Annotated in this window: 25 protein-coding genes; 9 read left to right on the top strand and 16 right to left on the bottom strand. The window is 53.0% G+C overall.

Translation table 11 applies throughout. The features are described from left to right. The first annotated feature begins 6 nt into the window (after positions 1-6). Positions 7-2,403 (top strand): DNA methyltransferase, encoded by a 2,397-nt coding sequence (locus tag CKL79_RS03115; protein ID WP_121968118.1) that lies wholly within the window; start codon positions 7-9, stop codon positions 2,401-2,403. On the opposite strand, the gene CKL79_RS03110 is transcribed toward CKL79_RS03115, so the two are convergent. Genes CKL79_RS03110 through phnG form a run of 8 tightly spaced genes read right to left on the bottom strand, consistent with a single transcriptional unit; the run spans position 2,392 to position 8,786 of the window. Further along, entirely contained in the window at positions 2,392-2,946 is a 555-nt protein-coding gene (locus tag CKL79_RS03110; protein WP_240518615.1) for a phosphonate degradation HD-domain oxygenase, read from the bottom strand. The genes CKL79_RS03115 and CKL79_RS03110 overlap by 12 nt on opposite strands. Further along, the gene (locus tag CKL79_RS03105) at positions 2,936-4,105 is read right to left on the bottom strand and encodes an alpha-D-ribose 1-methylphosphonate 5-triphosphate diphosphatase (RefSeq protein ID WP_121968117.1); all 1,170 of its coding nucleotides are present in this window, start codon (positions 4,103-4,105) and stop codon (positions 2,936-2,938) included. The genes CKL79_RS03110 and CKL79_RS03105 overlap by 11 nt, the downstream gene beginning before the upstream one ends. A gap of 60 nt (positions 4,106-4,165) precedes the next feature. Next, complete coding sequence (phnL, locus tag CKL79_RS03100; protein WP_121968116.1) at positions 4,166-4,921, bottom strand: phosphonate C-P lyase system protein PhnL; 756 nt, start codon at positions 4,919-4,921, stop codon at positions 4,166-4,168. A gap of 17 nt (positions 4,922-4,938) precedes the next feature. Further along, the gene (phnK, locus tag CKL79_RS03095) at positions 4,939-5,709 is read right to left on the bottom strand and encodes a phosphonate C-P lyase system protein PhnK (protein WP_121968115.1); all 771 of its coding nucleotides are present in this window, start codon (positions 5,707-5,709) and stop codon (positions 4,939-4,941) included. Beyond that, entirely contained in the window at positions 5,693-6,565 is an 873-nt protein-coding gene (locus CKL79_RS03090; RefSeq protein WP_170943947.1) for an alpha-D-ribose 1-methylphosphonate 5-phosphate C-P-lyase PhnJ, read from the bottom strand. Before CKL79_RS03090 ends, phnK begins: the two co-directional genes overlap by 17 nt. Positions 6,566-6,575: 10 nt before the next feature. Continuing rightward, positions 6,576-7,736 (bottom strand): carbon-phosphorus lyase complex subunit PhnI, encoded by a 1,161-nt coding sequence (locus CKL79_RS03085; RefSeq protein ID WP_121968113.1) that lies wholly within the window; start codon positions 7,734-7,736, stop codon positions 6,576-6,578. 11 nt (positions 7,737-7,747) lie between these two features. After that, complete coding sequence (gene phnH / locus CKL79_RS03080) at positions 7,748-8,329, bottom strand: phosphonate C-P lyase system protein PhnH (protein ID WP_121968112.1); 582 nt, start codon at positions 8,327-8,329, stop codon at positions 7,748-7,750. Between the two features lie 10 nt (positions 8,330-8,339). Next, a complete protein-coding gene (gene phnG / locus CKL79_RS03075) occupies positions 8,340-8,786 on the bottom strand; it encodes a phosphonate C-P lyase system protein PhnG (protein ID WP_121968111.1) in 447 nt (148 codons plus the stop codon). A gap of 137 nt (positions 8,787-8,923) precedes the next feature. Here phnG and phnF point away from each other — a divergent pair, with 137 nt between their 5' ends. Next, entirely contained in the window at positions 8,924-9,679 is a 756-nt protein-coding gene (gene phnF / locus CKL79_RS03070; RefSeq protein WP_121968110.1) for a phosphonate metabolism transcriptional regulator PhnF, read from the top strand. On the opposite strand, the gene phnE is transcribed toward phnF, so the two are convergent. The 3 genes from phnE to phnC all read right to left on the bottom strand — a co-directional run bounded on the left by phnE (position 9,659) and on the right by phnC (position 12,573). Next, a complete protein-coding gene (gene phnE / locus CKL79_RS03065; RefSeq protein ID WP_121968109.1) occupies positions 9,659-10,492 on the bottom strand; it encodes a phosphonate ABC transporter, permease protein PhnE in 834 nt (277 codons plus the stop codon). The genes phnF and phnE overlap by 21 nt on opposite strands. A gap of 103 nt (positions 10,493-10,595) precedes the next feature. Then, on the bottom strand, positions 10,596-11,606 hold the full coding sequence (gene phnD, locus CKL79_RS03060) for a phosphonate ABC transporter substrate-binding protein (RefSeq protein WP_121968108.1): 1,011 nt from the start codon (positions 11,604-11,606) through the stop codon (positions 10,596-10,598). Between the two features lie 130 nt (positions 11,607-11,736). Continuing rightward, entirely contained in the window at positions 11,737-12,573 is an 837-nt protein-coding gene (gene phnC, locus CKL79_RS03055) for a phosphonate ABC transporter ATP-binding protein (protein ID WP_240518614.1), read from the bottom strand. A gap of 244 nt (positions 12,574-12,817) precedes the next feature. Between phnC and CKL79_RS03050 the strand changes: the two genes are divergently transcribed. From CKL79_RS03050 to CKL79_RS03040, 3 genes are all read left to right on the top strand, one after another. Continuing rightward, positions 12,818-13,174, top strand: a complete 357-nt coding sequence (locus tag CKL79_RS03050) for a TSUP family transporter (RefSeq protein ID WP_121968192.1) — start codon at positions 12,818-12,820, stop codon at positions 13,172-13,174. A 76-nt stretch (positions 13,175-13,250) separates the two neighbouring features. Continuing rightward, entirely contained in the window at positions 13,251-14,162 is a 912-nt protein-coding gene (locus tag CKL79_RS03045) for a histone deacetylase (RefSeq protein ID WP_121968107.1), read from the top strand. Positions 14,163-14,219: 57 nt separating this feature from the next. After that, positions 14,220-15,110 carry a rhodanese-related sulfurtransferase gene (locus CKL79_RS03040; protein WP_121968106.1) on the top strand — a complete coding sequence of 297 codons (891 nt, stop codon included), beginning with the start codon at positions 14,220-14,222 and terminating at the stop codon, positions 15,108-15,110. Between the two features lie 11 nt (positions 15,111-15,121). Here the strand turns inward: CKL79_RS03040 and CKL79_RS03035 are convergent, their stop codons facing one another. Together CKL79_RS03035 and CKL79_RS03030 are read right to left on the bottom strand one after the other, a co-directional pair. After that, the gene (locus CKL79_RS03035) at positions 15,122-15,787 is read right to left on the bottom strand and encodes a class I SAM-dependent methyltransferase (RefSeq protein ID WP_121968105.1); all 666 of its coding nucleotides are present in this window, start codon (positions 15,785-15,787) and stop codon (positions 15,122-15,124) included. Next, positions 15,788-16,345: an SRPBCC family protein gene (locus CKL79_RS03030; protein WP_121968104.1), complete on the bottom strand. Its 558-nt coding sequence runs from the start codon at positions 16,343-16,345 to the stop codon at positions 15,788-15,790. Between the two features lie 488 nt (positions 16,346-16,833). Between CKL79_RS03030 and CKL79_RS03025 the strand changes: the two genes are divergently transcribed. Then, on the top strand, positions 16,834-17,019 hold the full coding sequence (locus tag CKL79_RS03025; RefSeq protein WP_121968103.1) for a hypothetical protein: 186 nt from the start codon (positions 16,834-16,836) through the stop codon (positions 17,017-17,019). 49 nt (positions 17,020-17,068) lie between these two features. Here CKL79_RS03025 and CKL79_RS03020 read toward each other — a convergent pair whose 3' ends face one another. After that, positions 17,069-18,037, bottom strand: coding sequence for a YihY/virulence factor BrkB family protein (locus CKL79_RS03020; RefSeq protein ID WP_121968102.1), 969 nt, complete (start codon positions 18,035-18,037; stop codon positions 17,069-17,071). Between the two features lie 355 nt (positions 18,038-18,392). Between CKL79_RS03020 and clpB the strand changes: the two genes are divergently transcribed. Further along, the gene (gene clpB, locus CKL79_RS03015) at positions 18,393-21,011 is read left to right on the top strand and encodes an ATP-dependent chaperone ClpB (RefSeq protein WP_121968101.1); all 2,619 of its coding nucleotides are present in this window, start codon (positions 18,393-18,395) and stop codon (positions 21,009-21,011) included. Between the two features lie 245 nt (positions 21,012-21,256). Next, the gene (locus CKL79_RS03010) at positions 21,257-21,838 is read left to right on the top strand and encodes a late competence development ComFB family protein (protein WP_121968100.1); all 582 of its coding nucleotides are present in this window, start codon (positions 21,257-21,259) and stop codon (positions 21,836-21,838) included. A 40-nt stretch (positions 21,839-21,878) separates the two neighbouring features. Here CKL79_RS03010 and CKL79_RS03005 read toward each other — a convergent pair whose 3' ends face one another. Beyond that, positions 21,879-23,105: a glycosyltransferase gene (locus CKL79_RS03005; RefSeq protein WP_205878975.1), complete on the bottom strand. Its 1,227-nt coding sequence runs from the start codon at positions 23,103-23,105 to the stop codon at positions 21,879-21,881. 71 nt (positions 23,106-23,176) lie between these two features. Here CKL79_RS03005 and CKL79_RS03000 point away from each other — a divergent pair, with 71 nt between their 5' ends. After that, positions 23,177-23,731 carry a Uma2 family endonuclease gene (locus tag CKL79_RS03000; RefSeq protein WP_121968099.1) on the top strand — a complete coding sequence of 185 codons (555 nt, stop codon included), beginning with the start codon at positions 23,177-23,179 and terminating at the stop codon, positions 23,729-23,731. A 4-nt stretch (positions 23,732-23,735) separates the two neighbouring features. Here CKL79_RS03000 and argH read toward each other — a convergent pair whose 3' ends face one another. Beyond that, positions 23,736-25,160 carry an argininosuccinate lyase gene (argH, locus tag CKL79_RS02995; protein WP_121968190.1) on the bottom strand — a complete coding sequence of 475 codons (1,425 nt, stop codon included), beginning with the start codon at positions 25,158-25,160 and terminating at the stop codon, positions 23,736-23,738. Positions 25,161-25,225: the final 65 nt, after the last annotated feature.

Raw genomic sequence — 25,225 nt, 5'->3', positions numbered from 1 at the left:
GGACAGATGGTGAATGCTCAGCTAGATCTGGCAACAGCAGTTGTTCAGCTGCGATCGCATCGCCTATCGGCCCTTTTTACGCAGAGTTTAGGCTGGCAGAGCGTTGAAGCAGGGCAATACAATTCGATTGCGCCCTGTGAGCAGCCGTGCCAGCCGATTGCTCACCGCCAGGGTGTTACCGTTTGGCAGGTATCGCTAACGGCTGATACGGCATTGACGGCTACGCTCAGAGTGCAGGTTTATGAGGTGATCGCCGCTATTACCGAGCAGCCTCTGGTGATTTTCACCAATGCGGCTAATACCCACAGCCTCTGGTGTCAGTCGCCTGACGAAAGCGCCCTGTATATCTCGGGGCAACCAATCACCCTATGGGAATATCGGCTACGTCGGCTGAGGCTTTCGAGCAGGGGCCTTTTCCCGGCGCTGCCCCAGGCTACCGACTCGTCTGACGGGTATGAAACGTTTGCAAAGCTAGTGCAGGGGCTGTTTGACGGCATTAGCGGCATTAGCAACACGGCTGACCGCAAGGCATATGCGGCCCTGACTTTGCAGCGACTGATTTTGGCGCAGGCAGTACAGCAGCGGGGCTGGCTGAACGGCGATACCTGGTATTTGCAAACTTGCTTTGGCGTAGCCCTGCAGCAGGGTAAGTCCTTTTTTGAAACGCTGCAGCGGCTCTATCAAAGCCTGGCTCTGCCTAACCTGGAGCGGCCTTTAGCCTTGCAAACTGAGACTGGCACAGTGCCATTTTTGGGTCACTTGTTCGATACGCATCGGCTGGAGCGGCAGTATGGGGCGATCGCCATTAGCAACCCGCCCTTTGAAGCGGTTTTGGGCTGGCTGAGTGAACAGGCTAGCGTCGATGCGCTGAACCCCTGGATGAGCGGCGAGCTGGGCTACTGGCTAGAGCGCTATTGGGCCGAGCAAACGCAGCCGGTCGGATATGTTGGGACGCCAGCACTGGCTAGAGAATTGAGCGATCGCACGCTAGACCGGCTGCTACTAGACCGGCTCGATCAGGTTATGCCAACCCCAACCGCCGCTGATACTACCCTCAACGACCGCCTGTTCAATGCTGACTCTCAGCTGTGCCGCCCTCTGATTCAAGAGATTTTGCCTGACCTGCGACTGCTCGACCCGGCCTGTGGCAGCGGCAATTTGTTGGTTGCGATCCATCAGCGGCTGACGGAGATTTTTAGTATTCTCATCGGTCATATTCAGCAGACGCCAGATCCGCAGCTAAAGCTCTGGCGCACTGGCCTGATAGAACAAAAATCAGCCCGTCCTAATCTGTTGCACACGATTCAAAAGCGAATTCTTAAAAACAATCTCTATGGCGTTGAGCTGAGAGCCGGTGCGACTGAGACTGCTCATTTTCAGCTATGGCTGCATACTGTCGCGATCGCTCAGCATCCATCAGAGCTAGAGCCTTTAACCGATCTGACCTTTAACGTCATGTCGGGTAATGCGCTAATCGGATTGCTCACCGTGGATGAAGCTCGATTTGACCAGATCAGCGCTGGCAAGGATAGCGTCTTACAGGGCAACCTGCTACAGCCGCTCGTTGCCGACAGCTACCAAACTACCCTGGCAGAGAAGAACCTGGCTCTAGAGCACTATAAGTCTCGCAATCAGCTGCTAGCAGCCGCTAAAAACATTCCGCCTTACGCCAGAGCTGCCCTATTAAGAGAAGATATCTTACGGCTAGACATCAAAGCTCAAAATAAGCTAGACGCGCTGCTGCTAAACCACATGAGCCAGCAGCTAGGCATTCAGTACAAGGCCGCGCAGCTCACTGACAAACCTCAGCGCCGCCCCCTGACCTCCGAAGATATCGATATTTTGCAGCCCTTTCACTGGGGCTACCATTTCAACAAGATTATCCGGCAGGGTGGGTTTGATGCGATTGTCTGTGCGCCGCCGTGGGGGACTTTTAAGCCGACGGCTGAAGAGTTTTTTCAGCGGTTTCAAGATCTTTCCGAGGCGAAAGGTGTGAGTGTCCACTCACTTAAAACCTCAAAGCAGGCGCTGGCTAAAGGCGATCCCGAAGTCACTCAGGCGTGGCTGTTTTATCAAAATCAGTATGCTTATGTGGCTGACTACTTCTACCGCAGCGAGCAGTATACGCATCAAAACCCGTTAGCTCATGGCAAACCCGTTCGCAACCAGTTTTCGTGCGATCGCCTCTTCATAGAGCAGTGCTTTAATTTGCTCCAGCCTGGCGGCATCGCTGCTGTTGTTCTACCTGGCAAACTATCTACAGAGCCTAAAGCCCAGTCACTCCACCTATTTTTACAAGACAATGCTCAGTACGGCGAAGTGGATGCCCCATCATCAGCAGCAGTAGATATGACGATTGCTTTGGTACAGCGTCAGACAGGTAATCAAGTTTTACAAGGCTGAAGTGAGTATGGGTAAAAAATGGGCCAGATTCGGAGTTTTGTGGTGCGGGGCTTTGGCCAGATCATCCCAAATGCGCAGTTGGACAGCGTCTTTGGCGTGAGGCTGCGCAATAAAATCCATCGCTTCTGCTTCTGAGAAGATACCGCCCTGTAGCTCCAGGCTGAGTCTGGAAGCAGGTGAGAGGTCGGCCCAGTAATCTGCTTGGGTAGCGCAGAGATAGCGTTTGGCGTTGACATGCAGGCGAATGGGCTCGGTGACCGCAGGCGGAAAGTGCTGGCTCAGGAAGGGAATGGCGCGATATTCGTGGCGGTCATCAAGTCCGCGTTCAGCAGCATCTTCACCGAGGTTATGGAGCAAATGACCTACATCGTGAAGCAGGCAGGCGGCGATGAGTGCCGGCGGTTGGCGGGCAGCTTCGGCCCAGGTGGCACACTGGAGAGCGTGTTGCAGTTGGGTGACGGCTTCACGACCGTATTGCTCGCTGCCTCGAATGGTGAAGCACTCAATGATCGGCGCGATTTTAGCAGCAGCGTCAGGCAACACGGCGACCTCCTCGAATGACCTGAGTGAGCTGAGGAACTGAGCTGCCTGAGTCGCTCTTGGAAGCTTTGTCTATGTCGTAGCAGACGGTGAGGAGATCGGCGCGTTTGCCGATTTCCAAGCTGCCGCGATCGCCCTCTAATTGAATGGCGATCGCGCCATTGATCGTCACTGGCTTCATCGTTTCATACACCGGCTTACCCGTTACCGCGGCCATCACAAAAATTGACTGCAACAAACTGTGAGGCACGTAGTCCGACGAAATCAAATCGACCAGATCGAGCTTGACCAGTTCCATTGCCGAGACATTGCCAGAGTGAGAACCGCCTAAAACCAGGTTAGGTGCGCCCATCAGTACCTGCAATCCGTTCTCTTTGGCCGCTTTTGCAGCGGTGAGCGTGGTCGGAAATTCGGAGATATTAGCCCCTTCTTCGACTGCTTGCTGTACGTGCTCAACCGTGGCATCGTCATGACTGGCCATAGAAAGATTATGAGTAGCTGCCATGTCTACTAGAGCTTTGCGGTTGTTGATGGCATGTTCTTTTTGAGCCTCAATTCTCCCGCGAATGAACTCATCGAGTTCGGCTTCGGTGATGCCATGCTTGCCCATGTAATATTCGCGAAACTTGTCAAGCTTGGCAAATTGCCGCTGCCCCGGCGTATGATCCATCAGCGAAATCAGGGCGAGATCTGGATGATTCACGTAGTGGCTGATGATTTCAGGAACCGATTCGTAGCCTAGCTCGCAGCGCAGATGCAGGCGATGATCCACCAGTAAATTGCCTGCCTGCTGACGGTCATGGACGGCTTGAATCATCGGACCATAGTTGGTCTTGCGCAGCGACTCGGCAGGGGTGACATCGCCAATGGCGATCGCATCGCAAACCGTCGTAATCCCAGCGGCGGCCAAATCGCGGTCATGATAGGTGACCGCTGCTGCTAAGGGCCAGCGAATACCGGGCCGAGGTGAGATACAGCGCTCCAGATTGTCCGTATGTAGCTCAATCAGGCCGGGTAGAAGATACTGACCCTTGCCATTCTGCCCGTGCTCGACGTTCCCCGACTGAATATCGGCAATTACGCCGTCTTTTACGACGAGCGTGCCGATAATTTCTTCGGTCGGAAGCTGTAGCCGATAGTTCGTATAGATCTGTTCTTTCATAGTCTGGGTCGCTTGGCGAATGATTTTCTGAAGAGTTATTCATAGTAAAAATAAGAAGTTTCAATCATGGGGCCTAAAGGTTAAGAAACGGTTGCAAACGCGATTCCTCACGTCATCATCATGAAAAATGCCGATGAGCGCACCGCCCTCAGCCTTTCTCTCTTCTATCAGATGGATAACAACTTCCTGATTAGCGGTGTCTAAGGCCGAAGTCGGTTCGTCTAGCAGTAAAACGGGATAGTCTACGGCAAATGCCCTGGCGATATTGACCCGCTGCTTTTCACCACCGGAAAAGGTCGTGGGCGAAAGTGACCAAAGTCGCTCAGGTAAATTCAGCCGGGTAAAGAGCGATCGCACCTTGTCTTTAGCGGCCTCAGGCTCCACCCCTAGCTCCATCAGGGGTTCGGCAGCAACTTCTAAGGCTGATACCCGAGGAATCACCCGCAAAAACTGGCTGATGTAGCCCAGGGTGTGCCGACGAATGCTCATAATCGCATGAGGTTCGCAGGCGGCTAAGTCTTGCCATTGGCCCCGATGTTTTATCCAAATTTCGCCGCTGTCGGTGCGGTAGTTGGCGTAGAGCGATCGCATAAAGGTACTTTTGCCCGAGCCCGACGCGCCAACAAGCGCCACACATTCGCCCGGATTGACCGTCAGCGAAACGTCCCGCAACACCGGAAAGTGAATACCACCCTGGTTGTGAAGAGTGAATCCTTTGTAGAGCTGATTGGCTTGCAGCAGGGCCGTTTCCGGCAGATCAGCGACAGATCTTTGCGCAGACCCGTTCTGGCGAGCGTGAGTTTGGAGCGTTTGCATAGGCTTTTCTGTTTGATTTAAGGAACTAACGTGGCGCTAATTAGCTCTTGCGTGTAGGGATGGTGCGGATCGTCTAACACCTGATCGGTCAGCCCTGCTTCGACGATCTGGCCATGGCGCATCACAATCAGTCTGTGCGCTAGCAGCCGCACGACGCCAATATCGTGAGTAACCAAAATAACGCTAAGGTCAAGGGTTCGCACCAGCTGCCGCATCAAGTCCAACAGCTTTGCCTGGACTGAGACATCCAATCCTCCGGTTGGTTCATCCATCAGGACAAGTCGGGGCCGGGTAACCAGTACGCGGGCAAGCTGGAGCCGCTGCTGCATCCCGCCCGAAAAGGTGCCGGGCAGGTCATCCATGCGAGCAGATGAAATTTCCACCTGGTCAAGCCACCGGCTCGCTTCAGTGCGAATGTTGCCGTAGTGTCGCTCACCAATATCCATCAAACGCTCGCCAATATTGGCCCCGGCAGTCACTTTCATCCGCAGCCCATCGCGGGCGTGCTGCCGGACAAAGCCCCATTCACTACGCATTAGCTGCCGCCGATCAGATTCGCTAAGCTGGCTGACATCTAGCGTTTCATTTGTGGCGCTGCGATACAGTATCTGGCCGCTGTCGAAAGGGAGTTGGTGGGCAATCGCATTCAACAACGTCGTCTTTCCCGACCCTGATTCACCGATGATGCCGAGAATTTGGCCGGGGTAGAGAGAGAAGGAGATGCGATCGCAAGCCCGCACCGCTCCATAAGCCTTACTCAGGTTACAAACATCAAGCAAAGACTGCATTTTCACCTCCTGACTTTTGACTTTCCTGCCGCTGAGTACAATAATCTGTGTCCGAACAAATCCACAGCCGCCCGCCCTCGTTATCTGTCACCACCTCATCAAGATAGCTATCGGTCGCCCCGCAAAATTCACAAGGCTTATCCCACCGCTCTACTGTGAAAGGATGATCCTCAAAATCGAGACTCTTCACCGACGTATAGGGCGGCACCGCATATAGGCGTTTCTCTCGCCCCGCGCCAAAGAGCTGTAGGGCCGAACTCATATCGAGCTTGGGATTGTCGAATCGGGGAATGGGGCTCGGGCGCATCATGTAGCGGCCATCTACCATCACCGGATAGTCGTAGGCGGTGGCGATATGTCCGTAGCGGGTAATGTCTTCGTACAGCCGCACGTACATCGCCCCATATTCAGAGAGCGCGTGCATTTTCCGGGTCTCTACTTCTGAAGGCTCAATCCACCGCAGCGGTTCAGGAATCGGCACCTGATACACCATTGTTTGCCCGACTTGCAGAGGTGTTTCGGGAATGCGATGGCGGGTTTGAATAATTGTCGCCGCTGTTGTTTGTTCTGTTGTCTTTATGCCGCAAACTTTTTTGAAAAATCGCCGAATGTTGACTGCATTCGTCGTATCATCCGCCCCTTGATCAATCACCTTGAGCGTATCATCCGCGCCGATGATAGAAGCGGTCAGCTGAATACCGCCTGTGCCCCAGCCGTAGGACATGGGCATCTCGCGCGAGCTAAACGGAATTTGATGGCCGGGGATCGCGACAGCTTTGAGCAGGCTTCGGCGGATAGAGCGCTTGGTTTGTTCGTCGAGGTAGGCAAAGTTGAAACCAGGTTCAGTACTTTTCATTCTGTTCCTCTCAAGAAATGAGTGAGGGCTGTATGGCGGCATCATTCGGAACGCTGGCCTGATTCGCTCTATCTGGTTGAGGTTTAGAGCATTTGGCTGCATGTTCCTGTTCGTACTCTGCTCGCATCTTTCGCACCAGATTTAGCTCTGCCTGAAAGTCGATGTAGTGCGGTAGCTTCAAGTGCTGTACGAACCCCTGCGCTTCCACGTTGTCACTGTGAGCGAGCACAAACTCTTCCTGTTGGGCTGGCCCTTTAATCTCCTCGCCAAATTCTTTTGCCCGCAGCGCCCTATCGACAATTGCCATAGACATCGCCTTGCGCTCGTTGTAGCCAAACGTCAGGCCATAGCCCCGAGTAAACTGAGGCGCAAGCTTTTTACTGCCCTGAAACTGATTCACCATTTGCACTTCAGTCACCGGAATTTGACCGATAGCCACTTCAAATCCCAACTCTTCTGGGCAAATTACCACCTCCACTTCACCCATGCGAATCTCTCCGGCAAACGGATGGCTGTTGCCATAGCCGCGCTGAGTAGAGTAGGCCATGCTCAGCAAAAATCCTTCGTCTGCGCGAGCCAGGTTCTGTAATCGAGCGTCTCTGTCAGCAGGCAAATTCAAGGGTTTTCGGGTCAAGTCAAACGGTGTGGCGGCGACTGTCTTCTCTTCGGGCTGAATCAACCCCTCATGTCCCAGGGCATCTAAGGCTCTGGGCGTCTCCACATGGCTGGCTTCACCCTGCGGCATGGCGGGCCGATTATCTTCGGCGGCCAGCTTAAAATCTAGCAGTCGGTGAACATAGTCGAAGGTAGGGCCGAGCCGCTGCCCGCCAGGGACATCTTTAAAAATAGAAGAGATCCGCCGTTGAATGGCCATTTGATCGGTATTCAACGGCTGGGTGTAGTACAGCCGGGGCAGCGTGGTGCGATAGGCCCGCAAGAGAAAGACCGCTTCGACCAGATCGCCCCAAGATTGCTTGATAGCCAGTGCCGCCAGATCCGGATCATAAAGACTGCCTTCGCACATTACCCGGTCTACGGCAAGCGCCATCTGCTGCTTGATCTGCTCAATGCTCAGCTCAGGCACCTCAGGACTGCCGCGCCGCCGGGCGGTGAGGAGTGCTTCTGCGTTCTGGATGGCCTTTTCGCCACCTTTGACGGATACGTAGGACATTTGTTTGGTTACTATATGGCTCTGGCGCGAACGGTTCTAGGCAATCCCACCACCGATCGCTGTGTAAACAAAAAACAGTCAATTCCCTGCGGGTAAGCGTCTTGAAGCCGCTGTTTCCAAAAAGCCTCTGGTAACTTAGGCGCAAAAGAAACACTGTCTAAAATGCCTGCGCCACTGAGCTGTTGAGCGGTACCCGAAGCGAAGTCTTCAACCTGCATGAGTAAAGTCGTGGACTGTTCAGGATCTTCAGCGCTGCCCCAGTTGAACGCCTTTAGCTCAGGTTGCAAGCAGGCATCGCCAATAATTGCAAAATCTGCCGCTTTTGAGCTTTCAGTAAATTGACAGCCGGTGTGGAAACGCAGCCAGTCTTTAATGCCTGCTGGCAGACTGGGCTGTAGCCAAACAGTCGTTTCAAGATCTAAAAGAGTCAGACAAGCCGCCGCGCAGATGGGCATGAGGCCAGTGGGCGAGGAGAGATTCACTTCGGGCGTGTAAAGCTGACCAGGATGCGCGATCGCTTCCAACAGTGCTCGAAACGTCCGCTGAGCGTCATGCACCGGATCACCCAACCCCGGCAATGTTGTCGTTACCATCACTCCTCTCCTATTCTCCTCTGAGCATCGTAAAGAATTCGACCTGAGTGGCTGCTGTCTGTCGCTGCTGGTGTTCTACCGACTGTTGCAGCCTGCGCTGCAAGGGTTCAATCACTGCTTTCATTACCCGGCTATACCATTGCTCATATTGCAAAAGCGCATCACAGAGCGCGGCTAATTCAGCGTGCCGGTGCGATCGCCCCCTCACATATCCAAATCCCGCAGTTCCTGCCTCCTCCAACCGCACCACACAGCGCGTCAGCGTCATCTCCCCCAAATTGAACGCATCGCCTACGCCGCCTGCCCTGCCGCGCACCATCGCCAGACCGATTTCAGGCGATCGCAAAAAAACATACCCTGGCAAATCTCCCAACCGAGCCACACAGCCTTCCAACGCCGCCAGCTCAGCCTTGGCCAGTATCCCCATCCAGGCTTGCCGTTCGGCCCTGTCTTCCACAAAGCTAACCCTGCTACTAAAATTTGCTTGACCGATCAATGCAATAATCTAGATGTCTAGACAAATTATGAAATACGTCTCTAAAACTTGCAAGTGTTTTTGAATACATTAGTGAAATATCTTTTCCATCTGCCGCTATGAGCAACGCTGCTGCGCCTCTCTACATTCAAATTGCCAATCAGCTCCGCCATAGCATTCAGTCGCAGGTGTATCCGGTTGGTAACAAACTACCGCCCGAATCTCAGCTATCGCAGCAGTTTGATGTTAATCGGCATACGCTCAGACAGGCGATCGCTCTACTCAAACAAGAAGGTCTGCTGCGGGCCGAACGCGGGCGCGGTACCTTTGTCGCCGCGCCGATTCGCTATGCTATCGGTCAACGGGTTCGCTATAGCGAAGCGCTCAAGGCTCAAGGACGCACGGCGAAGTTCACGCTGCTGAGGGCTTTAGAGATACCGGCTGAGACAGCGGTCGCAGCAGGGTTGGCGATTGCCCCTGGAGACCCAGTAGCGCTAATTGAGCGGCTCGGTATGGCTGATGGCGAACCCATTAGCGTCGGTAGCGGCTACTTCCCGCTGGCGCTATTCCCCGATCTGCTCACTGATGAGAGCTTAGCGGCCTTTGAAAAAACAGGCTCAATCTCACAGTGGTTAAGCGATCGCTACAGTGTCGATCACATCCGCTGCCGCACATCCGTATCGGCTCGTTTGGTACAGCCGCGAGATGCCAAGCTATTGCAGCTCCCTTTGAACCAGCCGATTTTGCTAGCAGAGTCGATCAATGCCGATCAGCAGGGGCGATTGATCGAGTATGGAGTGGCGCGATTGAGAGGCGATCGCATGGAGCTAGTCTTTGACAATGAAACCGACAGCCTAGACAAACCGACGGCGTAACCAGGCCGAAGCAGCATCAATAACGCCCACGACCACTACTAAAATGATCAAAATAGCGCAGACTTTGGTGTAGTCAAACGAGCGAAAGCTTTGATAGAGAGAGACCCCAATGCCGCCCGCGCCCACAATTCCCAGCACGGTCGCCGAGCGCACGTTGGATTCAAAGCGGTAGAGGATGTAAGAGATCCAGAGCGGAATTACCTGCGGAATCACCCCAAATAAAATCTCTTGAAACTTACTCGCACCGGTTGACCGCACGCCCTCAATCGGGCCAACCTCAATATTTTCAATCGCTTCAGAAAAGAGCTTGCCCAAGATGCCCGCTGTATGGACGAAGATAGCTAACACTCCCGCAAACGGTCCCAGCCCAACGGCGACGACAAACACCAGCGCAAATACAATCTCATTAATCGCCCGCATGGCATCTAAGAGGCGACGAGTCGGCTGCACAATCCATATCGGGCACAGGTTAGCCGAGGCCAAAATTGAGAGCGGCGCAGCCACGACAACCGCGAGCAGCGTGCCCCAAATGCCCATGCCAATTGTTTCAATAATGTCTGTCAGGTAAAAAGACCAGTCAGAAAAATTGGGCGGGAAATAGCGGCTGATGTATTCGCCCATAGTGCTGCCACCTTCGGCTAGCTCAACCAGGTCGATTTCACTGACGACAGCCGAGTAGTAGAGGAGGGCGATCGCCCCCAACCCAAATGCAGCCCATCGCACCATCTGTCGGGGTGTAAGGCGATCGCGGGCCTGCATCTCCACCACTGCCGGAGAAACCGGAAGCGCATACTTCTCTGACTTAAGAGACATAACTACCGTTCGCCCGTAAAAAGAAAAATCAGGCGGTTGCCGTTAACCATCGCCTAAACCGCCTGATGTACCATGAGCACTTTTGCTAGACTGACGACCTTGCTTACTGCACCGCTTCTAGCTCTTTATTTAGCTCGTCTAGCTGCTGCTGCTTAGCCGCGTCGTCCAGGCTAGCGTCGTTCTGCACTTCGAGAATGCTCTTGCCGATCTCCAGTTCGCGCACCGTATTCCAGGTACTGTCGTCGGCTTCGTCAAATCCCTCCCACTCCAAAGGCCCCAAAATAGCCTCGTCGTCGTAACTATAGAAAAACTCTTGAATATTGCTCTTCAGGCAGTCTGGCAGATCCTTGCGATAGGCGATCGGATCACTGGGAATCTCAGGTGATGTCCAAATTACCTGAATGTTCTCAAAGGCTGCCGGATCATTTTTCTCGACCTCAACGAGAGATTCACTGTTGTTGGTGGCTACGTCTACCTGATTGTTAGCAACCGCCAGGGCTGTTGCCTCATGACTGCCTGCAAAGATGAGTTCCTTAAACGCCTGATCAGGGTCAACGTCGTTTTTCGCAAAGACGTAGTAGCTAGGCACCAGGAAACCCGAGGTAGAGTTGGGATCGTTAAAGGCAAAGGTAAGGTTGGCGGCGTTATCTACTACATATTGATCGCCATTGCCCGCTTCAACATCAATATCCGCCACGATAGGATTGTCTTTGTTGGTGATGAGATAAGCGTAGTAGCCCTTTGTGCCATCGCTGTTGACCGTTTGAGCAAAGGCTTCGGCATCAGAGCGCTCAGCCGCTTCGATATAAGACTTGCCGCCGAACCAGGCCATCTGCACTTTGCCTGCGCCCATCGCTTCAATGACGCCCGCGTAGTCTGTTGCATAGGAGGCTATTACGTCGCGGCCCAACGCTTCAGACATGGCGGCGATGAACGGCTCCCACTTGGGCTTTTGGTTGTCTTGCGACTCGGTGGAGATAATGCCAAAGTCTAGCTCGGTTAGCTCGGGAGCACAGGCTTGGGCTTCACCAGTAGTGTCCGTGGCTACATCAGCTTCTGGCTCAGCGCTGCCACTGCAACTGCTTAAGACAGCGCCGCTCAATAGCGTCACCATCAGTAAAGAGGTCCATTTTTTCGCGGATTGGTTAAACGATCTTGGTAGCATTGAAGACTCCTGAGGGCATGAAAGTGAACAACGTTAAGGCGGGCGATCGCCACCCGAAAACTGGGATCGGCCCTTTGGTTTAACCGGTTAGCATCTCTGCATGGCCCCGCTGTACCAGCTCTTCGGCAGCGGCCCCGTAGATATTGCTAAGCTGCTCATCGCCAAGCGCTGTGGTCTCCCCGTCAAACTGCACCGTGCCGTCTCGTAGGGCGATGGAGCGATCGCAGTAAAATCGCACCATCTGCACCTGATGCAGTGAGGTGATGACCGTGAGGCCCTGATCGCGATTGAGATCTACCAGCAGTTCCATCACGCGCCGGGCCGATTCAGGGTCAAGCGAAGCAATCGGTTCGTCCGCCAATATGATTTGGGCTCCCTGCATCAGGCAGCGAGCGATCGCTACCCTTTGCTGCTGCCCGCCTGAGAGCAACGCCGCCCGCTTGTAGGCTTGACCCAAAATGCCTACCCGGTCTAGCGCTGCTAACGCTCGCGTTTTTTCCGCCTGAGTAAACAGGCGAAAGGCCGAGCGGACAGACGGTGTTCGTGACAAGTTGCCAATCAGCACATTCTCTAAAACGCTGAGGCGGCTGACCAGATTAAACTGCTGAAAGATAAAGCCGACTTGAGCGCGCAGTTGGCGAGCTTTAGAATGCAGCTTGCTGTCACTCTGTAGCGGTGTATCAAAAATCTTGACCGTGCCGCTATCGGCCATTTGCAGGCCGTTGATTGTTCTTAGCAGCGTCGATTTGCCAGAACCTGAAGCGCCTACTAGCGCCACCATTTCACCGTTTCGAACGGCAAAATCCACCTGCTGCAAAGCCGGAATACCCTTGAAACTCTTGCTTAAGTTTGTAACTGTAACCGCTGGCTGGTTCAGCAAGCTCTCAACACTGATGTCTTTCTCAACAGAAACCACGACATTACTGAATGCTTGACTGCCCCCTTACTCAACCACACTGATCAGGTCAGTACTTTAAGCGAGTGTGGTCGGCAGGTTAAATGTAGATTAATGAAGGGTTAAAGCGATAGCGACAGCGCTGTTGATCGGGGAAATGTCGGTCAACAGCGCTACGTTGGCACTGTCAGCATACTCTCTGATAAGCTGCTGCGGTTAGCACAGAATTTTGTTTCAAGACTTTATCGAAGGCGGCTTTGGTCAGATGGAAATTTTGCTGTTTTTATGTCTGGGGTTAGCAGGCGGCATCATCAGCGGGCTAATTGGCATTGGTGGCGGCGTTTTGTTTACCCCGGCGCTGGTGTATCTGTTGGGGTTTTCGCAGCACGAAGCACAAGGAACAACATTGGCGCTGCTGGTGCCGCCGATTGGCATTTTAGGCGCTTGGACCTACTATCAGCGCGGCTATGTAAATGTGCATGCGGCAGCGCTGATTTGCGTTGGGTTCGTCTTGGGCGGTTTGGTGGGGGCAAAGTTTGCGATCGCTATCCCCGCGCTCTTGTTAAAGCGAGTATTCGGCGTGGCAATTTTAGGAGTCGCTGTGCGAATGTTGTTCTTTTAGCTGTTCGTCGTCGTGGTCGTCGGCCCGATCATCATTCATCATAGAGTAGACTACTGCTTGATTTGAGTGGGTTCCTTTGGCTGACTTTCCGATCGTTTACCATGCTGACTATGTAACACCGCTGCCCGAGGGTCACCGCTTCCCGATGCCGAAGTTCCAGCTACTGCGCGATTTGCTGGTGCGAGATCGGGTGATCCATGAGGGGCAAATTTATCAGCCGGGTGCCCCGCCCCGAGAATGGTTAGAACTGGTTCACGATGCTAGCTACGTGCAGGCGTACTGTCAGGGCACGCTAGAGGCTAAGGCCCAGCGGAGAATTGGCCTGCCCTGGAGTGAGGGGTTAGTACGGCGCACCTGTACGGCGGTCGGTGGCACTATCCTCACGGCCAAACTCGCTTTGCAGCAGGGGTTGGCTTGCAATACAGCAGGGGGTACCCATCACGCTTTTCCGCGCTATGGCTCCGGATTTTGCATTTTTAACGATCTGGCGATCGCCCTCAAAGTCCTTCAGTTACAAGGTCTGATCCGCACAGCGCTGATTGTCGATCTCGATGTGCATCAGGGCGACGGCACTGCCTTTATCTTCAGAGATGATCCCAGCGTGTTCACCTTTTCAATGCACTGCGGCATTAATTTTCCGGGTCGAAAGCAGCAAAGCGACTTGGATGTGCCTTTAGAAGAAAATACGGGAGATGCCGCGTATCTAGATGTTCTGCGATCGCACCTCCCCGCCTTACTCACTCGTCTCCAGCCCGATCTGGTCATGTACGATGCGGGCGTGGACGTACACCGGGATGACCGGCTAGGGAAGCTGGCGCTGACGGATGAGGGGATTTATGAGCGCGATCGCACCGTCCTCCAAACCTGTAAAACGGCAGGTATTCCCGTCGCCTGCGTCATCGGCGGCGGCTACGGCGATGATATGAACGCGCTGATTTACCGACATTCACTGTTGCACAGAGCAGCCAAGGCAGTGCTAGCCCAATAGCGCAAGCTAATGGCAAAATAGAAGCAGACTTGCTCAGCGAATTGCCTTACCGTCGATATGTCTCTAACCGTTGCCACCTTTTACAAATTTGTGACGCTGCCCGACTACTCAGCGCTAAAGCAACCGCTTAAAGACGTTTGCCAGGCGCAGGGAATTAAAGGCACTATTTTACTGGCAGCAGAAGGCATTAATGGGACGATTGCCGGAACTCGCAGCGGTGTTGATAAAACGCTGAGCTACATCAAATCAGACGACCGACTGTCCAATATAGATATTAAAGAGTCTTCCGCTAGCGACCCCCCGTTTGAGAAACTTAAGGTTCGACTCAAGCAAGAGATAGTCACGCTGGGTTTGTCAGAGGTCAACCCTACCCAAAGGGTCGGCACTTATGTTCTAGCTCAGCAGTGGAATCAGATTATCTCTGATCCAGAGGTAACGGTGATTGATACCCGTAATGATTACGAAGTTGGCATGGGCACATTTAAGCGAGCCCGAAACCCCGAAACCGCGACTTTTAACGAATTTCCTGACTACGCAAAGAACAACTTATCTCCAGCAAAAAACAAGAAGATCGCTATGTTTTGTACTGGCGGCATCCGCTGCGAAAAAGCCTCTTCTTATCTGCTCTCTCAAGGCTTTGAAGAGGTCTATCACCTCAAAGGTGGCATTCTCAAGTACCTAGAAGACGTGCCTGAAGAAGAGAGTTTGTGGCAGGGCGAATGTTTTGTCTTTGATGAGCGAGTAGCCATTACACACGGACTCGAACCTGGATCTTACGAGATCTGCTACGCCTGCGGTCACCCGATTTCAACGACCGATCAACAATGTTCTGCCTATGAAAGTGAAGTTTCCTGTCCGCATTGTATAGAAGAGTTGACTGAGGAAAGGCGCGATCGCCTCCGCGAAAGAAAGCACCAGCGGCACTTGAATGCGAAAAACAATTGTTAGTGGATCGCTTGTCAGTTGTTTTTAACAGCCAGCAATAGCCCATCGCCGATAGGCACCAAACTCATATTAACGCGCTTATCGCCCTGCACCTTTTCATTTAGAGCACGGATGCGTTTGGTGCGGTTATCCTGCACATCGGGGTCGGCGACGCGGCCATACCAGAGAGTATTGTCTACCGCGATTAGTCCGCCGGGGCGGATGAGTTGCAGAGCGCGCTCGTAGTAATTGTCATAGTTGCTCTTATCTGCATCGACAAAAGCAAAGTCAAAGGTGCCTGATTCTCCAGCGGCGATCAGTCCATCTAAAGTATCCAGGGCGGGGGCAATGCGAAGATCTATTTTGTGGGCAACGTTGGCTTTTTGCCAGTAGGAAAGAGCGATCGCCGTATACTCCTCACTCACATCGCAAGCGATTACCTGCCCATCTTCTGGCAAGGCTTGAGCTACTACCAGGGCGCTATAGCCTGTGAAGACGCCAATTTCTAGCGTTTTCTTCGCGCCAATCAGCTGCACTAGCAGCGCCATAAACTGCCCCTGTTCAGGAGAAATTTGCATTCTCGCCTGAGCGTGCGCTGCGGTCTCGTATCGCAGCTGGGCTAACAGATCTGTCTCTCGTAGGGTTGCCGAGAGCAGGTAGTCATAAAGGCGTTGATCGAGCCCGATGGACTGATTTGACATTTAGGCGGCGCACATCACCCGGCGCATAGTTTTCATGTTGCCAGGCAGGTCGCGGCGAATGGCTTGCTCAATTAAGAAGCCGGGTACAGGAATAAGCGGTGTCGCGCTTACAGAATAGGTGATTAGCGTGCCCTGGCCATAGTCTTCGAGGGTGAGATCGGCGCTAAAGTCGGAGAAGGTGCCACGCTCAAAGCGAAACTGAATCTTTTGGTGTAACGTCTCAATCACCTGTAAGTAAATCTCTACCTGCGCTGAAAACATTAAAAAGGCTTTGCGGGCGACCTGATAGAGCCTGCGGGTCATCGGGTGCGACTGTGACTGCTTTTTGGCTTCTAGTACCTGACTTTGCACAATGTCGGGAAAATAAAGTACCCATTTGCTGTAGTCAGTGAGCTTTTGCCAGGTTTGCGATCGCACCATCGGCACGTACATGGTGGCAGTAACAGCCGCGCCCATATCAGTTAGCGTGGTCGAAATCAAGACATCTCCCTGCAAGAGCGATTTTTCTTGTTGAAGGGCTGCTGCTGATAGCGCAGGTAAACGCAAAGAAGCTGTCATAAGTTAAAAAAGGGGCGTAAAAGGGTTAGGAAAAATCGCGCTCGGGTAGAGAATTAAGCGACACGATTTTAGAAGTATTACAGCAGAAATATAAGAAACCAGAACTTAAAGAGAAACAACCTATAGGAGGATAGCGGTATGTATATCTGCGGGTATGTCTGTGGTTAGTAGCTGCTGCTATTATTACCTAAGCTGACGGCGGTAAAGTTAAGGCTGTAAGAGCGCTGAGTAAACTTTTAGTGAAATCACTGATTTGCTAAAGTATGCAGACTAGAGAATACCCACTTCATTCGCAAGACTCTGTAGTGTGTGATCGTGTTCCTATGGAGGCCAATATATTTCTTTGTTGAATTTTATCGCCGAGAAATTAAAAACGCAGCCAGTATATTTGGTTAGGCTAAAGCTACCAGCTAGCAACCTCCAAAAGCGTATTCGAAGGCACTAAACTATAGTTGAAAACGACCGCTCCTACTATCTCCCTCACCGCTATGGCCAATCGCTTTCGATTAAAAACCGGCTCTCAACTCCTGTTAGCGCTGATCTGTTTTACTCTGGCAGTATGGGTTTTACGGGGCCTGACGCTGCTCTCCTTTTTGCCGGGCATTGTTATCTGGCTGCTGGTACTGGCCTGCCTGACGGTGTTTGTAATTAATAGTTTGCAGTCTATGCGCTAGCAGTCTGTGTCGTAGGAACCTAAGCGCTAGTAAATAGTTTGGCGAGTGCTCAGCGTCCTGGCTGTCGGCGGCTGTCGGCCATCGCTCTGCCCACCGTCAGATTGAGCAAGTCCCCAATTAGCATCACCAAAGAAGTAATCCACAGCCACAGCAGTAAAACAATGACAGTGGCAACTGCGCTGTAGACAAAATTACCAAAGTGCGTGACATACAGCCGAAAAAGGCCGGAGATCACCGCCCAAGAAAGGGCCGCTAAGATGGCTCCCGGCATCAGCGGCTTACCCGGATTCCAGCGGCTCGGGCCAAACCGGTAGACAAAAGCAAAAGCCGTTGACATAATGCCTAAGGCCAAAGGCCAGCGAAACAAGCTCCAGATCTCTGAAACCCAAAGGCTGACATTGCCTCGGCTGTGAATGACCAACTGCTGCACCGCCCAATCGCTAACGAATACCAGACTAGACGCGGTAATCAGCAGGGCGATGGTGCCCAGCGTCAGTGCAATAGATACCAGCCGCGCTTTCCAAAATGGCCGTCGCTTGCGAGGCGGAATCTGATGCATCTGATCGAGGGCTCGCATGGCGGCACTCATTGCCCCGGCTGATGCCCAGAGCGAAAAGGCAAAACTCACCGAAAACAGGCCGCGACTCTGATTTTCAGTCACTACATTGCCAAAGCCGTAAATCAGTTCGGGCACGCCAGTTGGGGCCAGCTCGCTGAGCCGTCCGGCCAGGGTGATAAAAGTCTTTTTGAGCGGGCTAAACAAGCCGATTGCGGTCAGAAAAGCCAGAATGGCTGGAAATAGGCCCAGCATGGAGTTGTAGGCCATCTCTGAGGCAAGGCTAGGCAGGCGCTGGCGAAAGGTGCTGCGGATAACCAACTGCGTAGTGCTCAGATTGATGTAGCTCAGAAACCGGACAAACTCGATAGGTGAAAGGTTGCGCCAAAGTCGCCGCAGCGGTTTTTGCTGACAGTAAGTCGAATAGATTTTTTTAGAGATAGTGCGAGGACGAGAAGACAAGGACGCGACCTAGCTTCGAGAGGGCAGTGTGACGCTACTTGTATAGCTTAATTCGATATCAGTCTAGCTGTGAGGGGGGCAGTTTGCTATCTGTGCACCTTTGGCTGGGCCTGCAAAGTCGATAGTTCGCGAAATTGCTCTGTCGGTTGTCTATAGGGCGGTTGTCTATAGGGCGGTTGTCTATAGGGCGGTTGTCTATAGGGCGGCAATACCTACCTGTTTAAGCCGTGAACACCGAATGGTAAAACGCTCAGGCTTTTTTACAATACAGACATACTCAATTGAGCATCTGGCAACGGCTCAATTCTATTTAGTCAGAATAAAAGCTGGAGCGCTAGACACCGGAAGGGGAACTATGCAACCAAACGATCCCAACAAATTTACAGAAAAAGCTTGGAGTGCGATCGCCCGCACCCCGGATATCGTTAAGCAATCAGCTCAGCAGCAGCTAGAGCCCGAACACCTGATGCAGGCGCTGCTAGAGCAAGAAGGTCTGGCGGTCAGTATTTTTCAAAAGGTAGGTGTGCCCATCGGCGAACTGCGCGATCGCACGACTGCCTTTATCAACAAGCAGCCTAAAGTCAGCGGCAGTAACGACTCTGTCTATTTAGGTAGTGCCCTAGATACGCTGTTAGACCGGGCCGAAGGCTATCGTAAAGCGTTTGAAGATGACTATATTTCAATTGAGCATCTGGTGCTGAGCTATACCCAAGACAAGCGTTTTGGCCGAGATTTATTTAAAGCGTTTAACCTGAGCGAAAAAGACTTAAAGCAGGCAATCGAGCAGATACGAGGCAACCAAAAAGTGACCGACCAAAACCCCGAAGGCAAATACGAAGCGCTAGAAAAATATGGCCGTGACCTCACTGCCTACGCCCGTGAAGGCAGGCTAGATCCGGTGATTGGCCGCGACGATGAAATTCGCCGCACTATTCAAATACTCTCACGCCGCACTAAAAATAATCCGGTGCTGATTGGTGAACCGGGGGTGGGGAAGACAGCGATCGCCGAAGGCTTGGCTCAGCGAATTGTGCGCGGCGATGTGCCGCAGTCACTGCAAGATCGCACGCTGATCTCGCTCGATATGGGGGCGCTGATTGCCGGGGCCAAATATCGCGGCGAATTTGAAGAGCGGCTCAAGGCCGTGCTCAAAGAAGTTACCGATTCTAGCGGTCAGGTCGTTCTATTTATTGACGAAATTCATACCGTTGTCGGTGCCGGGGCGACCCAGGGCGCAATGGATGCGGGTAACCTGCTGAAGCCGATGCTGGCGCGGGGCGAGCTGCGCTGCATCGGGGCGACCACGCTTGATGAGTATCGCAAACATATCGAAAAAGACGCTGCGCTAGAGCGTCGATTCCAGCAGGTGTACGTCGATCAGCCTTCGGTGGCCGATACGGTGTCGATTTTGCGGGGGCTCAAGGAGCGCTACGAAGTTCACCACGGGGTGAAAATTGCCGACGGTGCGCTGGTGGCCGCCGCTGCTTTGTCTACTCGCTATATTAGCGATCGCTTTCTCCCTGACAAAGCCATTGACCTGGTAGACGAAGCCGCTGCCAAGCTAAAAATGGAGATCACCTCCAAGCCCGAAGAGCTAGACGAAGTAGATCGCAAAATCCTGCAGCTAGAGATGGAGCGGCTGTCGCTGCAAAAAGAGAGTGATGCGGCTTCAGTAGAACGGCTAGAACGGTTAGAAAAAGAGCTAGCCGACCTGAAAGAAGATCAAGGTGAACTGAACGCGCAGTGGCAATCTGAGAAAGATACTATCAGCAATATTCAGTCCATCAAAGAAGAGATAGATCGCGTCAATGTTGAGATCGAGCAGGCCAAGCGCGACGTTAATTTGGCCAAAGCTTCTGAGCTTGAGTACGACAAGCTTCCTAAGCTGCAAAAGCAGTTAGCAAAAGCCGAAGTCGTTTTAAGCGAAACTCAAACCTCTGGACAGACACTACTGCGCGAAGAAGTGACCGAGTCCGATATTGCTGAGATTATCTCTAAGTGGACGGGCATCCCGCTCAATAAGCTGGTGGCCTCTGAAATGGAGAAACTGCTCAACTTAGAAGATGAGCTGCATCGGCGGGTGATTGGTCAAGACGAGGCGGTGACAGCAGTCGCCGATTCAATTCAGCGATCGCGCGCTGGGCTGGCCGATCCCGACCGACCGATGGCGAGCTTTATCTTCCTCGGCCCGACAGGTGTCGGTAAAACTGAGCTGGCCAAGGCCCTAGCGAGCTACCTGTTTGACACCGAAAATGCCCTGGTGCGGATCGATATGTCTGAATACATGGAGAAGCACTCTGTCTCTCGCTTAGTCGGAGCCCCGCCGGGATACGTCGGTTATGACGAAGGCGGTCAGCTTACCGAGTCGGTGCGTCGCCGTCCTTTTGCGGTGATTTTGTTTGATGAAATTGAAAAAGCCCACCCCGATGTATTTAACATCCTCTTGCAAGTGCTAGACGATGGCCGCATCACCGATTCTCAGGGCCGGACGGTAGACTTTACCAACACCATCATCATCATGACTAGCAATATCGGCTCTCAGTACATTCTCGATATTGCTGGCGACGATACTCAGTACGACACGATGCAATCGCGCGTCACCGACGCGCTGCGATCCAGCTTCCGGCCCGAGTTTCTCAACCGGATTGATGAAATTATCATCTTCCACGCCCTGGTCAAAGCGCAGCTGCGCAACATCGTCAAAATTCAGATCAAGCGGCTAGGGCGTCGTCTAGAAGATCGCAAAATGGCCCTCAAGCTCTCCGATGCGGCGCTAGACTTCTTGGCCGATGTTGGCTACGACCCCACCTACGGCGCTCGCCCCCTGAAGCGAGCTATTCAGCGGGAAGTCGAAACCCAAATCGCCAAATCCATCTTGCGTAACGAATTCACAGAGGGAGATACCATTTTCGTCGATGTGGAAAATGAGCGCTTAGCCTTCAAACGCTTACCGGCTGAGTTAGTCACCACCTAAGCAACCCAGATCAAAATCAATTGCTAGCTAACTGCTCTCAGGTCAAAACTTTGATCTGGGAGCTTTTTCGTGAATTGTACGGATGGGTTTTCAATAGGCCTGGTGTATTTTCGTTGACTTTGCGATCGCGCCTGATACGTAACCCAAAGCCCCTGGGCAACCTATCTATAAAGCTATACCTGTAGGCTTGATATCCAAGCGCCTTACTGTCAGCTACACACATCTCCACCAGGTTTTCATCGCTTATGACTACTTCTTCCTCGCAGGCCGATAGAGCCTACACCAACGTCATGGAGAGGCTGGTTGCTAAAGAAGTCGGACGGCAAAAGACCAAGCTTCCTCCCAAGCTACGCGAGTATATCAAAACGACCGAAGTCGAAACCTATGCGCTCAACCGGCTGCCTGCACTCTATGCTTCGAGTGAAAAGGGCTGGCAGATGCAGTATGAAAAAGCAGGTAAGGCCCACACTCAAGCAATCCGCAACGCTGTGCGTCAGGGGATCGCTGCCGTCCAGATCGATCCCCTTCGGGCGTCTCAACCCCTCTCAGTGCAGCAAAATAGCGAATCTGAGGTGATTTTGAGTACCTTTCGCCAGTTGCTCAACCAGCCTGAGTTGACCTGGGACGATGTCTTATACAAATGCAAGCGGATTTTGTTGCCTCGCGATCATCCCGACCGACCAGCCCTGCGAGAAGAGACTCAGCACACAGCTTTTTGGCAGCCAGCCAGTCATGGTGGCAGCGAGCCCTGGCAAAAATCGGCTCAGCATCTTGCCGATTTACGAGGCCGTGGCATGTCGGCCTCAAAATTCTCGGACTCAGAATAGACATATCTTAGTCCGACGGGCGTAGTCATCAGTCTGTCGTCTAGCTGAGTCCTAACTTTTTCATCCCTTGCCGAAGCCGATCGCTCTCTGCCGGATGAGTACTCTCAGCGAGCGCGATCGCCTGCTCAAAGGCTCGCTTGCTCTCAGGGAGCCTGCCTAGCTTAAAGAGTACGACTGCCAGATTTTGATAGGCCGCGCCATAGTCGGGAGCCAGCGCGATCACGTATTCGTAAGCTCTCAGGGCAGGCTCTAAATAGCCCCTGGCCCGGTGAACGACGCCCAGATTGAAATAGGTCACTGGCTGAGTGGGATCAATGCGGGCAGCCGCTTCATATTGAGTGAGTGCCCCGGCTAAATCGTTTTTGTGTTTAAGCAGCGCCCCGAGGTTGAGATAAGCGCCTAGCTTCAGCTTGTCGGCGATGGGAATGGCGATCGCCTGACGGTAGGCCGCTTCTGCCGCTTCCCTCTGACCGGCTATCGGCGCTAAATGGCGGTGCGTAATGCCCAGGTGATAGTGCAGCTCGTACTCTGTCATCGGGTCAAAGTTGCCCGAGCTGAGCGCCGTCCGCAGAATGGGCAGAGACTTATCCCACTCGTTATTTTGGGTGTAGAGCGCGCCGAGCTTGTTAGCCATATAGGCGTCCTGCGGATGTGCGTTCAGGTGTGCCTCCATGATCCGTTGCGCCCGGTCGAACTTTTGCTTGGCGGCAATTTCACTGACGCGATAGCCTGTATGGTCAATCGCCACATCGCCAAACTGCGCAATTTGCCAGCGCGAATCAGCGGCCATCAGCGCTTCGGCGCTGTCGTCAATGCTCTCGTGATAGGGGCGAGAAAAGCTCAGGGCGGGCAAGTTGCGAAACAGCCGGGATACCTGGCTATAGGGCGACTGATTGGCACCAATCTCTTGGCGCAGCAGCGTTACTAGCAGCAGATCGTTCGGATCAATTTGTCCTAGAGACTGACCCTGCTTAATCGCGCCAACTAGCTGTCTACCCGCCTGAGTCAGCGTTTCATCGGCATCTAATACCAAAACCCAGTCCTGCGTGGCCTGCTTTAGCGCCGCGTTACGGGCTTGAGCAAAATCGTCGTTCCAGGTCAGGAAGTCCACTTTCGCGCCAGCCTTGGCGGCAATCGTCGGCGTATCGTCCCGTGATCCGGTGTCAATAACCACGATTTCGTCAGCCAAATCTTTCACACTCGCTAGCGCTCTGGGCAAATTTGCCGCTTCATCTTTGACGATCATGCAGAGACTGAGGGTGGCCATAGCGATGAAAAAAACCTCTAGAAGGCGCTGCTACAATGTGGACTACTGGCTAACACAATGGGAGCCGCACAATGACGGTTGCAATTGCAAAATGGACTCTGGAAGAATACCACCAGATGATTGCATCTGGCCTGCTAGACGACAAGCGGGTAGAGCTGATTAGGGGAGAAATTGTCGAAATGCCACCAGAAGGCGAACCTCATGCTCATTTCAGTACTGCCACAGGCAATTACTTGATCCGGCTGCTGGGCGACCGAGCGATGGTACGTCAAGCAAAACCGATTACGCTACCCAACCAATCTGAGCCCGAGCCAGACGTTGCCGTTGTAGTACCTTTGGGAATTGAATACGCTAGCCATCATCCCTATCCAGAAAACATATTGTGGTTGATTGAATATTCAAACTCTAGTTTGCAGAAGGACTTACAGGTGAAAACCCAAGTTTATGCAGAAGTAAATATTGCGGAGTATTGGGTAGTCGATCTCAAAAATCAGTCACTGAATGTCTTTCGAGATCCTCAGTCAGGACAGTATACTTCTCGCGTTTCTTATACCGAAGGTGAATTGACTCCGCTTGCCTTTCCAGATGTGTTGATTGAAGTTAGTGACATTATCAGGCGAGCTTGAATCATTAAGCATCTGGCTTTAGCAAAGATTGAGCCCGATTTAGGGCAATGCGTACCTGTTCAAAGCCGGTGCCACCTGCGCTGTTGCGAGCAGAGACAACCTGAGCAGGGGCGATCGCCTCATAAATATCCGCCTCAAACGCCGGATGCAGCGACTGCCATTCTGCCAAACTCAGATCTTTGAGCAGCTTGCCAGCAGCCAGAGACGTTTTTACGACTTTGCCCACCAAATTGTAAGCTTCGCGAAAAGGCACACCTTTAGCCGCTAGATAATCAGCCACGTCGGTCGCGTTAGAGAAGTCTTCAGCTACTGCCTGATTGAGCCGCTCCGGACGGAAGGTGATGCCCTCTTGCAGCAAAATGGTCATTGCTTCTAAGCAGCCTGACACCGTTGCCACCGTATCAAAAATAGCCTCTTTGTCTTCTTGCAAATCTTTGTTGTAGGCCAGCGGCAGACCCTTCATCATCACCAGCAGCCCCTGCAAGTGGCCGAAGACTCGCCCGGTTTTGCCCCGTACCAGCTCTGGCACATCTGGGTTTTTCTTCTGCGGCATAATGCTCGACCCGGTCGAACAAGTGTCCCCTAGCGTCACAAAGCGAAACTCTTCCGAAGCCCAAAAGATAATCTCTTCAGACAGCCGCGAAAGATGCACCATGATCAGGCTTGCAGCCCCAGCAAATTCAATGGCAAAGTCTCGGTCGCTGACTCCGTCCAGGCTGTTGTGGTAGATATCATCAAAGCCCAGCAGCTCTGCTGAATAGTGCCGGTCAATCGGGAAAGTTGTGCCCGCCAGCGCGCCGCAGCCCAATGGCGAAAGGTTCACCCGTTTGAGCACATCACCCAAGCGTTCCCAGTCGCGCTGGGTCATTTCAAAGTAGGCCAGCAGGTGATGCGCTAGGCTCAAAGGCTGCGCGCGCTGCATGTGCGTGTAGCCGGGGATCAGCGTCTCTACGTTCTGCTCAGCAATGTCAACAAGAGCCTGCTGAAAGGCTTTCAGGCGCTGGCGGATCTGCTCAATCTGGCCGCGCAGATATAGCCGCATGTCGGTGCCGACCTGATCGTTGCGTGATCGGGCCGTGTGCAGCTTTTTACCGCCGTCTCCCACCAGTTCGATCAGGCGATGCTCTACGGCAAAATGCACGTCTTCTTCGTCTATACCCGGGTTAAATTTACCCTGCTGGTATTCTTGCCGAATGGTTTCTAGCCCGGCGACAATGCGATCGCATTCATCCTCTGAGAGAATGCCGACCTTTGCCAACATCTGGGCGTGAGCAATCGATCCAGTCAGGTCACAGTCTAGCAGCTCAATATCGAAGCCAATGCTGGCATTGAACTGAGCGATCGCTGGATGCAGCGCCGATTCAAATCGCTGGCTCCAGGCTTGCTGGCCGCCTGCCGGGGTAGGTGACTGGCTCGGTTGGGTACCCACTGTCTCGCTCTCCTGCACTTTCTCTGTACTTGGGCTTTAAGTATTAGCCCACCATACAGTAGCAG

Origin of the sequence: Leptolyngbya sp. BC1307 (assembly GCF_002286735.1) — a bacterium.
GTDB lineage: Bacteria > Cyanobacteriota > Cyanobacteriia > Phormidesmidales > Phormidesmidaceae > Phormidesmis.
Note: the sequence above shows the minus strand (reverse complement) of the source record. Positions and strands in the feature narration are given on the sequence as shown.

Excerpts from the sequence above, each read along its gene's own strand:
- CKL79_RS03115 (WP_121968118.1), top strand. The coding sequence starts at position 7 with ATGGTGAATGCTCAGCTAGATCTGGCAACAGCAGTTGTTCAGCTGCGA.
- CKL79_RS03105 (WP_121968117.1), bottom strand. The coding sequence starts at position 4,105 with ATGAAAGAACAGATCTATACGAACTATCGGCTACAGCTTCCGACCGAA.
- phnL (WP_121968116.1), bottom strand. The coding sequence starts at position 4,921 with ATGCAAACGCTCCAAACTCACGCTCGCCAGAACGGGTCTGCGCAAAGA.
- phnK (WP_121968115.1), bottom strand. The coding sequence starts at position 5,709 with ATGCAGTCTTTGCTTGATGTTTGTAACCTGAGTAAGGCTTATGGAGCG.
- CKL79_RS03090 (WP_170943947.1), bottom strand. The coding sequence starts at position 6,565 with ATGAAAAGTACTGAACCTGGTTTCAACTTTGCCTACCTCGACGAACAA.
- CKL79_RS03085 (WP_121968113.1), bottom strand. The coding sequence starts at position 7,736 with ATGTCCTACGTATCCGTCAAAGGTGGCGAAAAGGCCATCCAGAACGCA.
- phnH (WP_121968112.1), bottom strand. The coding sequence starts at position 8,329 with ATGGTAACGACAACATTGCCGGGGTTGGGTGATCCGGTGCATGACGCT.
- phnF (WP_121968110.1), top strand. The coding sequence starts at position 8,924 with ATGAGCAACGCTGCTGCGCCTCTCTACATTCAAATTGCCAATCAGCTC.
- phnE (WP_121968109.1), bottom strand. The coding sequence starts at position 10,492 with ATGTCTCTTAAGTCAGAGAAGTATGCGCTTCCGGTTTCTCCGGCAGTG.
- phnD (WP_121968108.1), bottom strand. The coding sequence starts at position 11,606 with ATGGTGACGCTATTGAGCGGCGCTGTCTTAAGCAGTTGCAGTGGCAGC.
- CKL79_RS03050 (WP_121968192.1), top strand. The coding sequence starts at position 12,818 with ATGGAAATTTTGCTGTTTTTATGTCTGGGGTTAGCAGGCGGCATCATC.
- CKL79_RS03040 (WP_121968106.1), top strand. The coding sequence starts at position 14,220 with ATGTCTCTAACCGTTGCCACCTTTTACAAATTTGTGACGCTGCCCGAC.
- CKL79_RS03035 (WP_121968105.1), bottom strand. The coding sequence starts at position 15,787 with ATGTCAAATCAGTCCATCGGGCTCGATCAACGCCTTTATGACTACCTG.
- CKL79_RS03030 (WP_121968104.1), bottom strand. The coding sequence starts at position 16,345 with ATGACAGCTTCTTTGCGTTTACCTGCGCTATCAGCAGCAGCCCTTCAA.
- CKL79_RS03025 (WP_121968103.1), top strand. The coding sequence starts at position 16,834 with ATGGCCAATCGCTTTCGATTAAAAACCGGCTCTCAACTCCTGTTAGCG.
- clpB (WP_121968101.1), top strand. The coding sequence starts at position 18,393 with ATGCAACCAAACGATCCCAACAAATTTACAGAAAAAGCTTGGAGTGCG.
- CKL79_RS03010 (WP_121968100.1), top strand. The coding sequence starts at position 21,257 with ATGACTACTTCTTCCTCGCAGGCCGATAGAGCCTACACCAACGTCATG.
- CKL79_RS03005 (WP_205878975.1), bottom strand. The coding sequence starts at position 23,105 with ATGGCCACCCTCAGTCTCTGCATGATCGTCAAAGATGAAGCGGCAAAT.
- CKL79_RS03000 (WP_121968099.1), top strand. The coding sequence starts at position 23,177 with ATGACGGTTGCAATTGCAAAATGGACTCTGGAAGAATACCACCAGATG.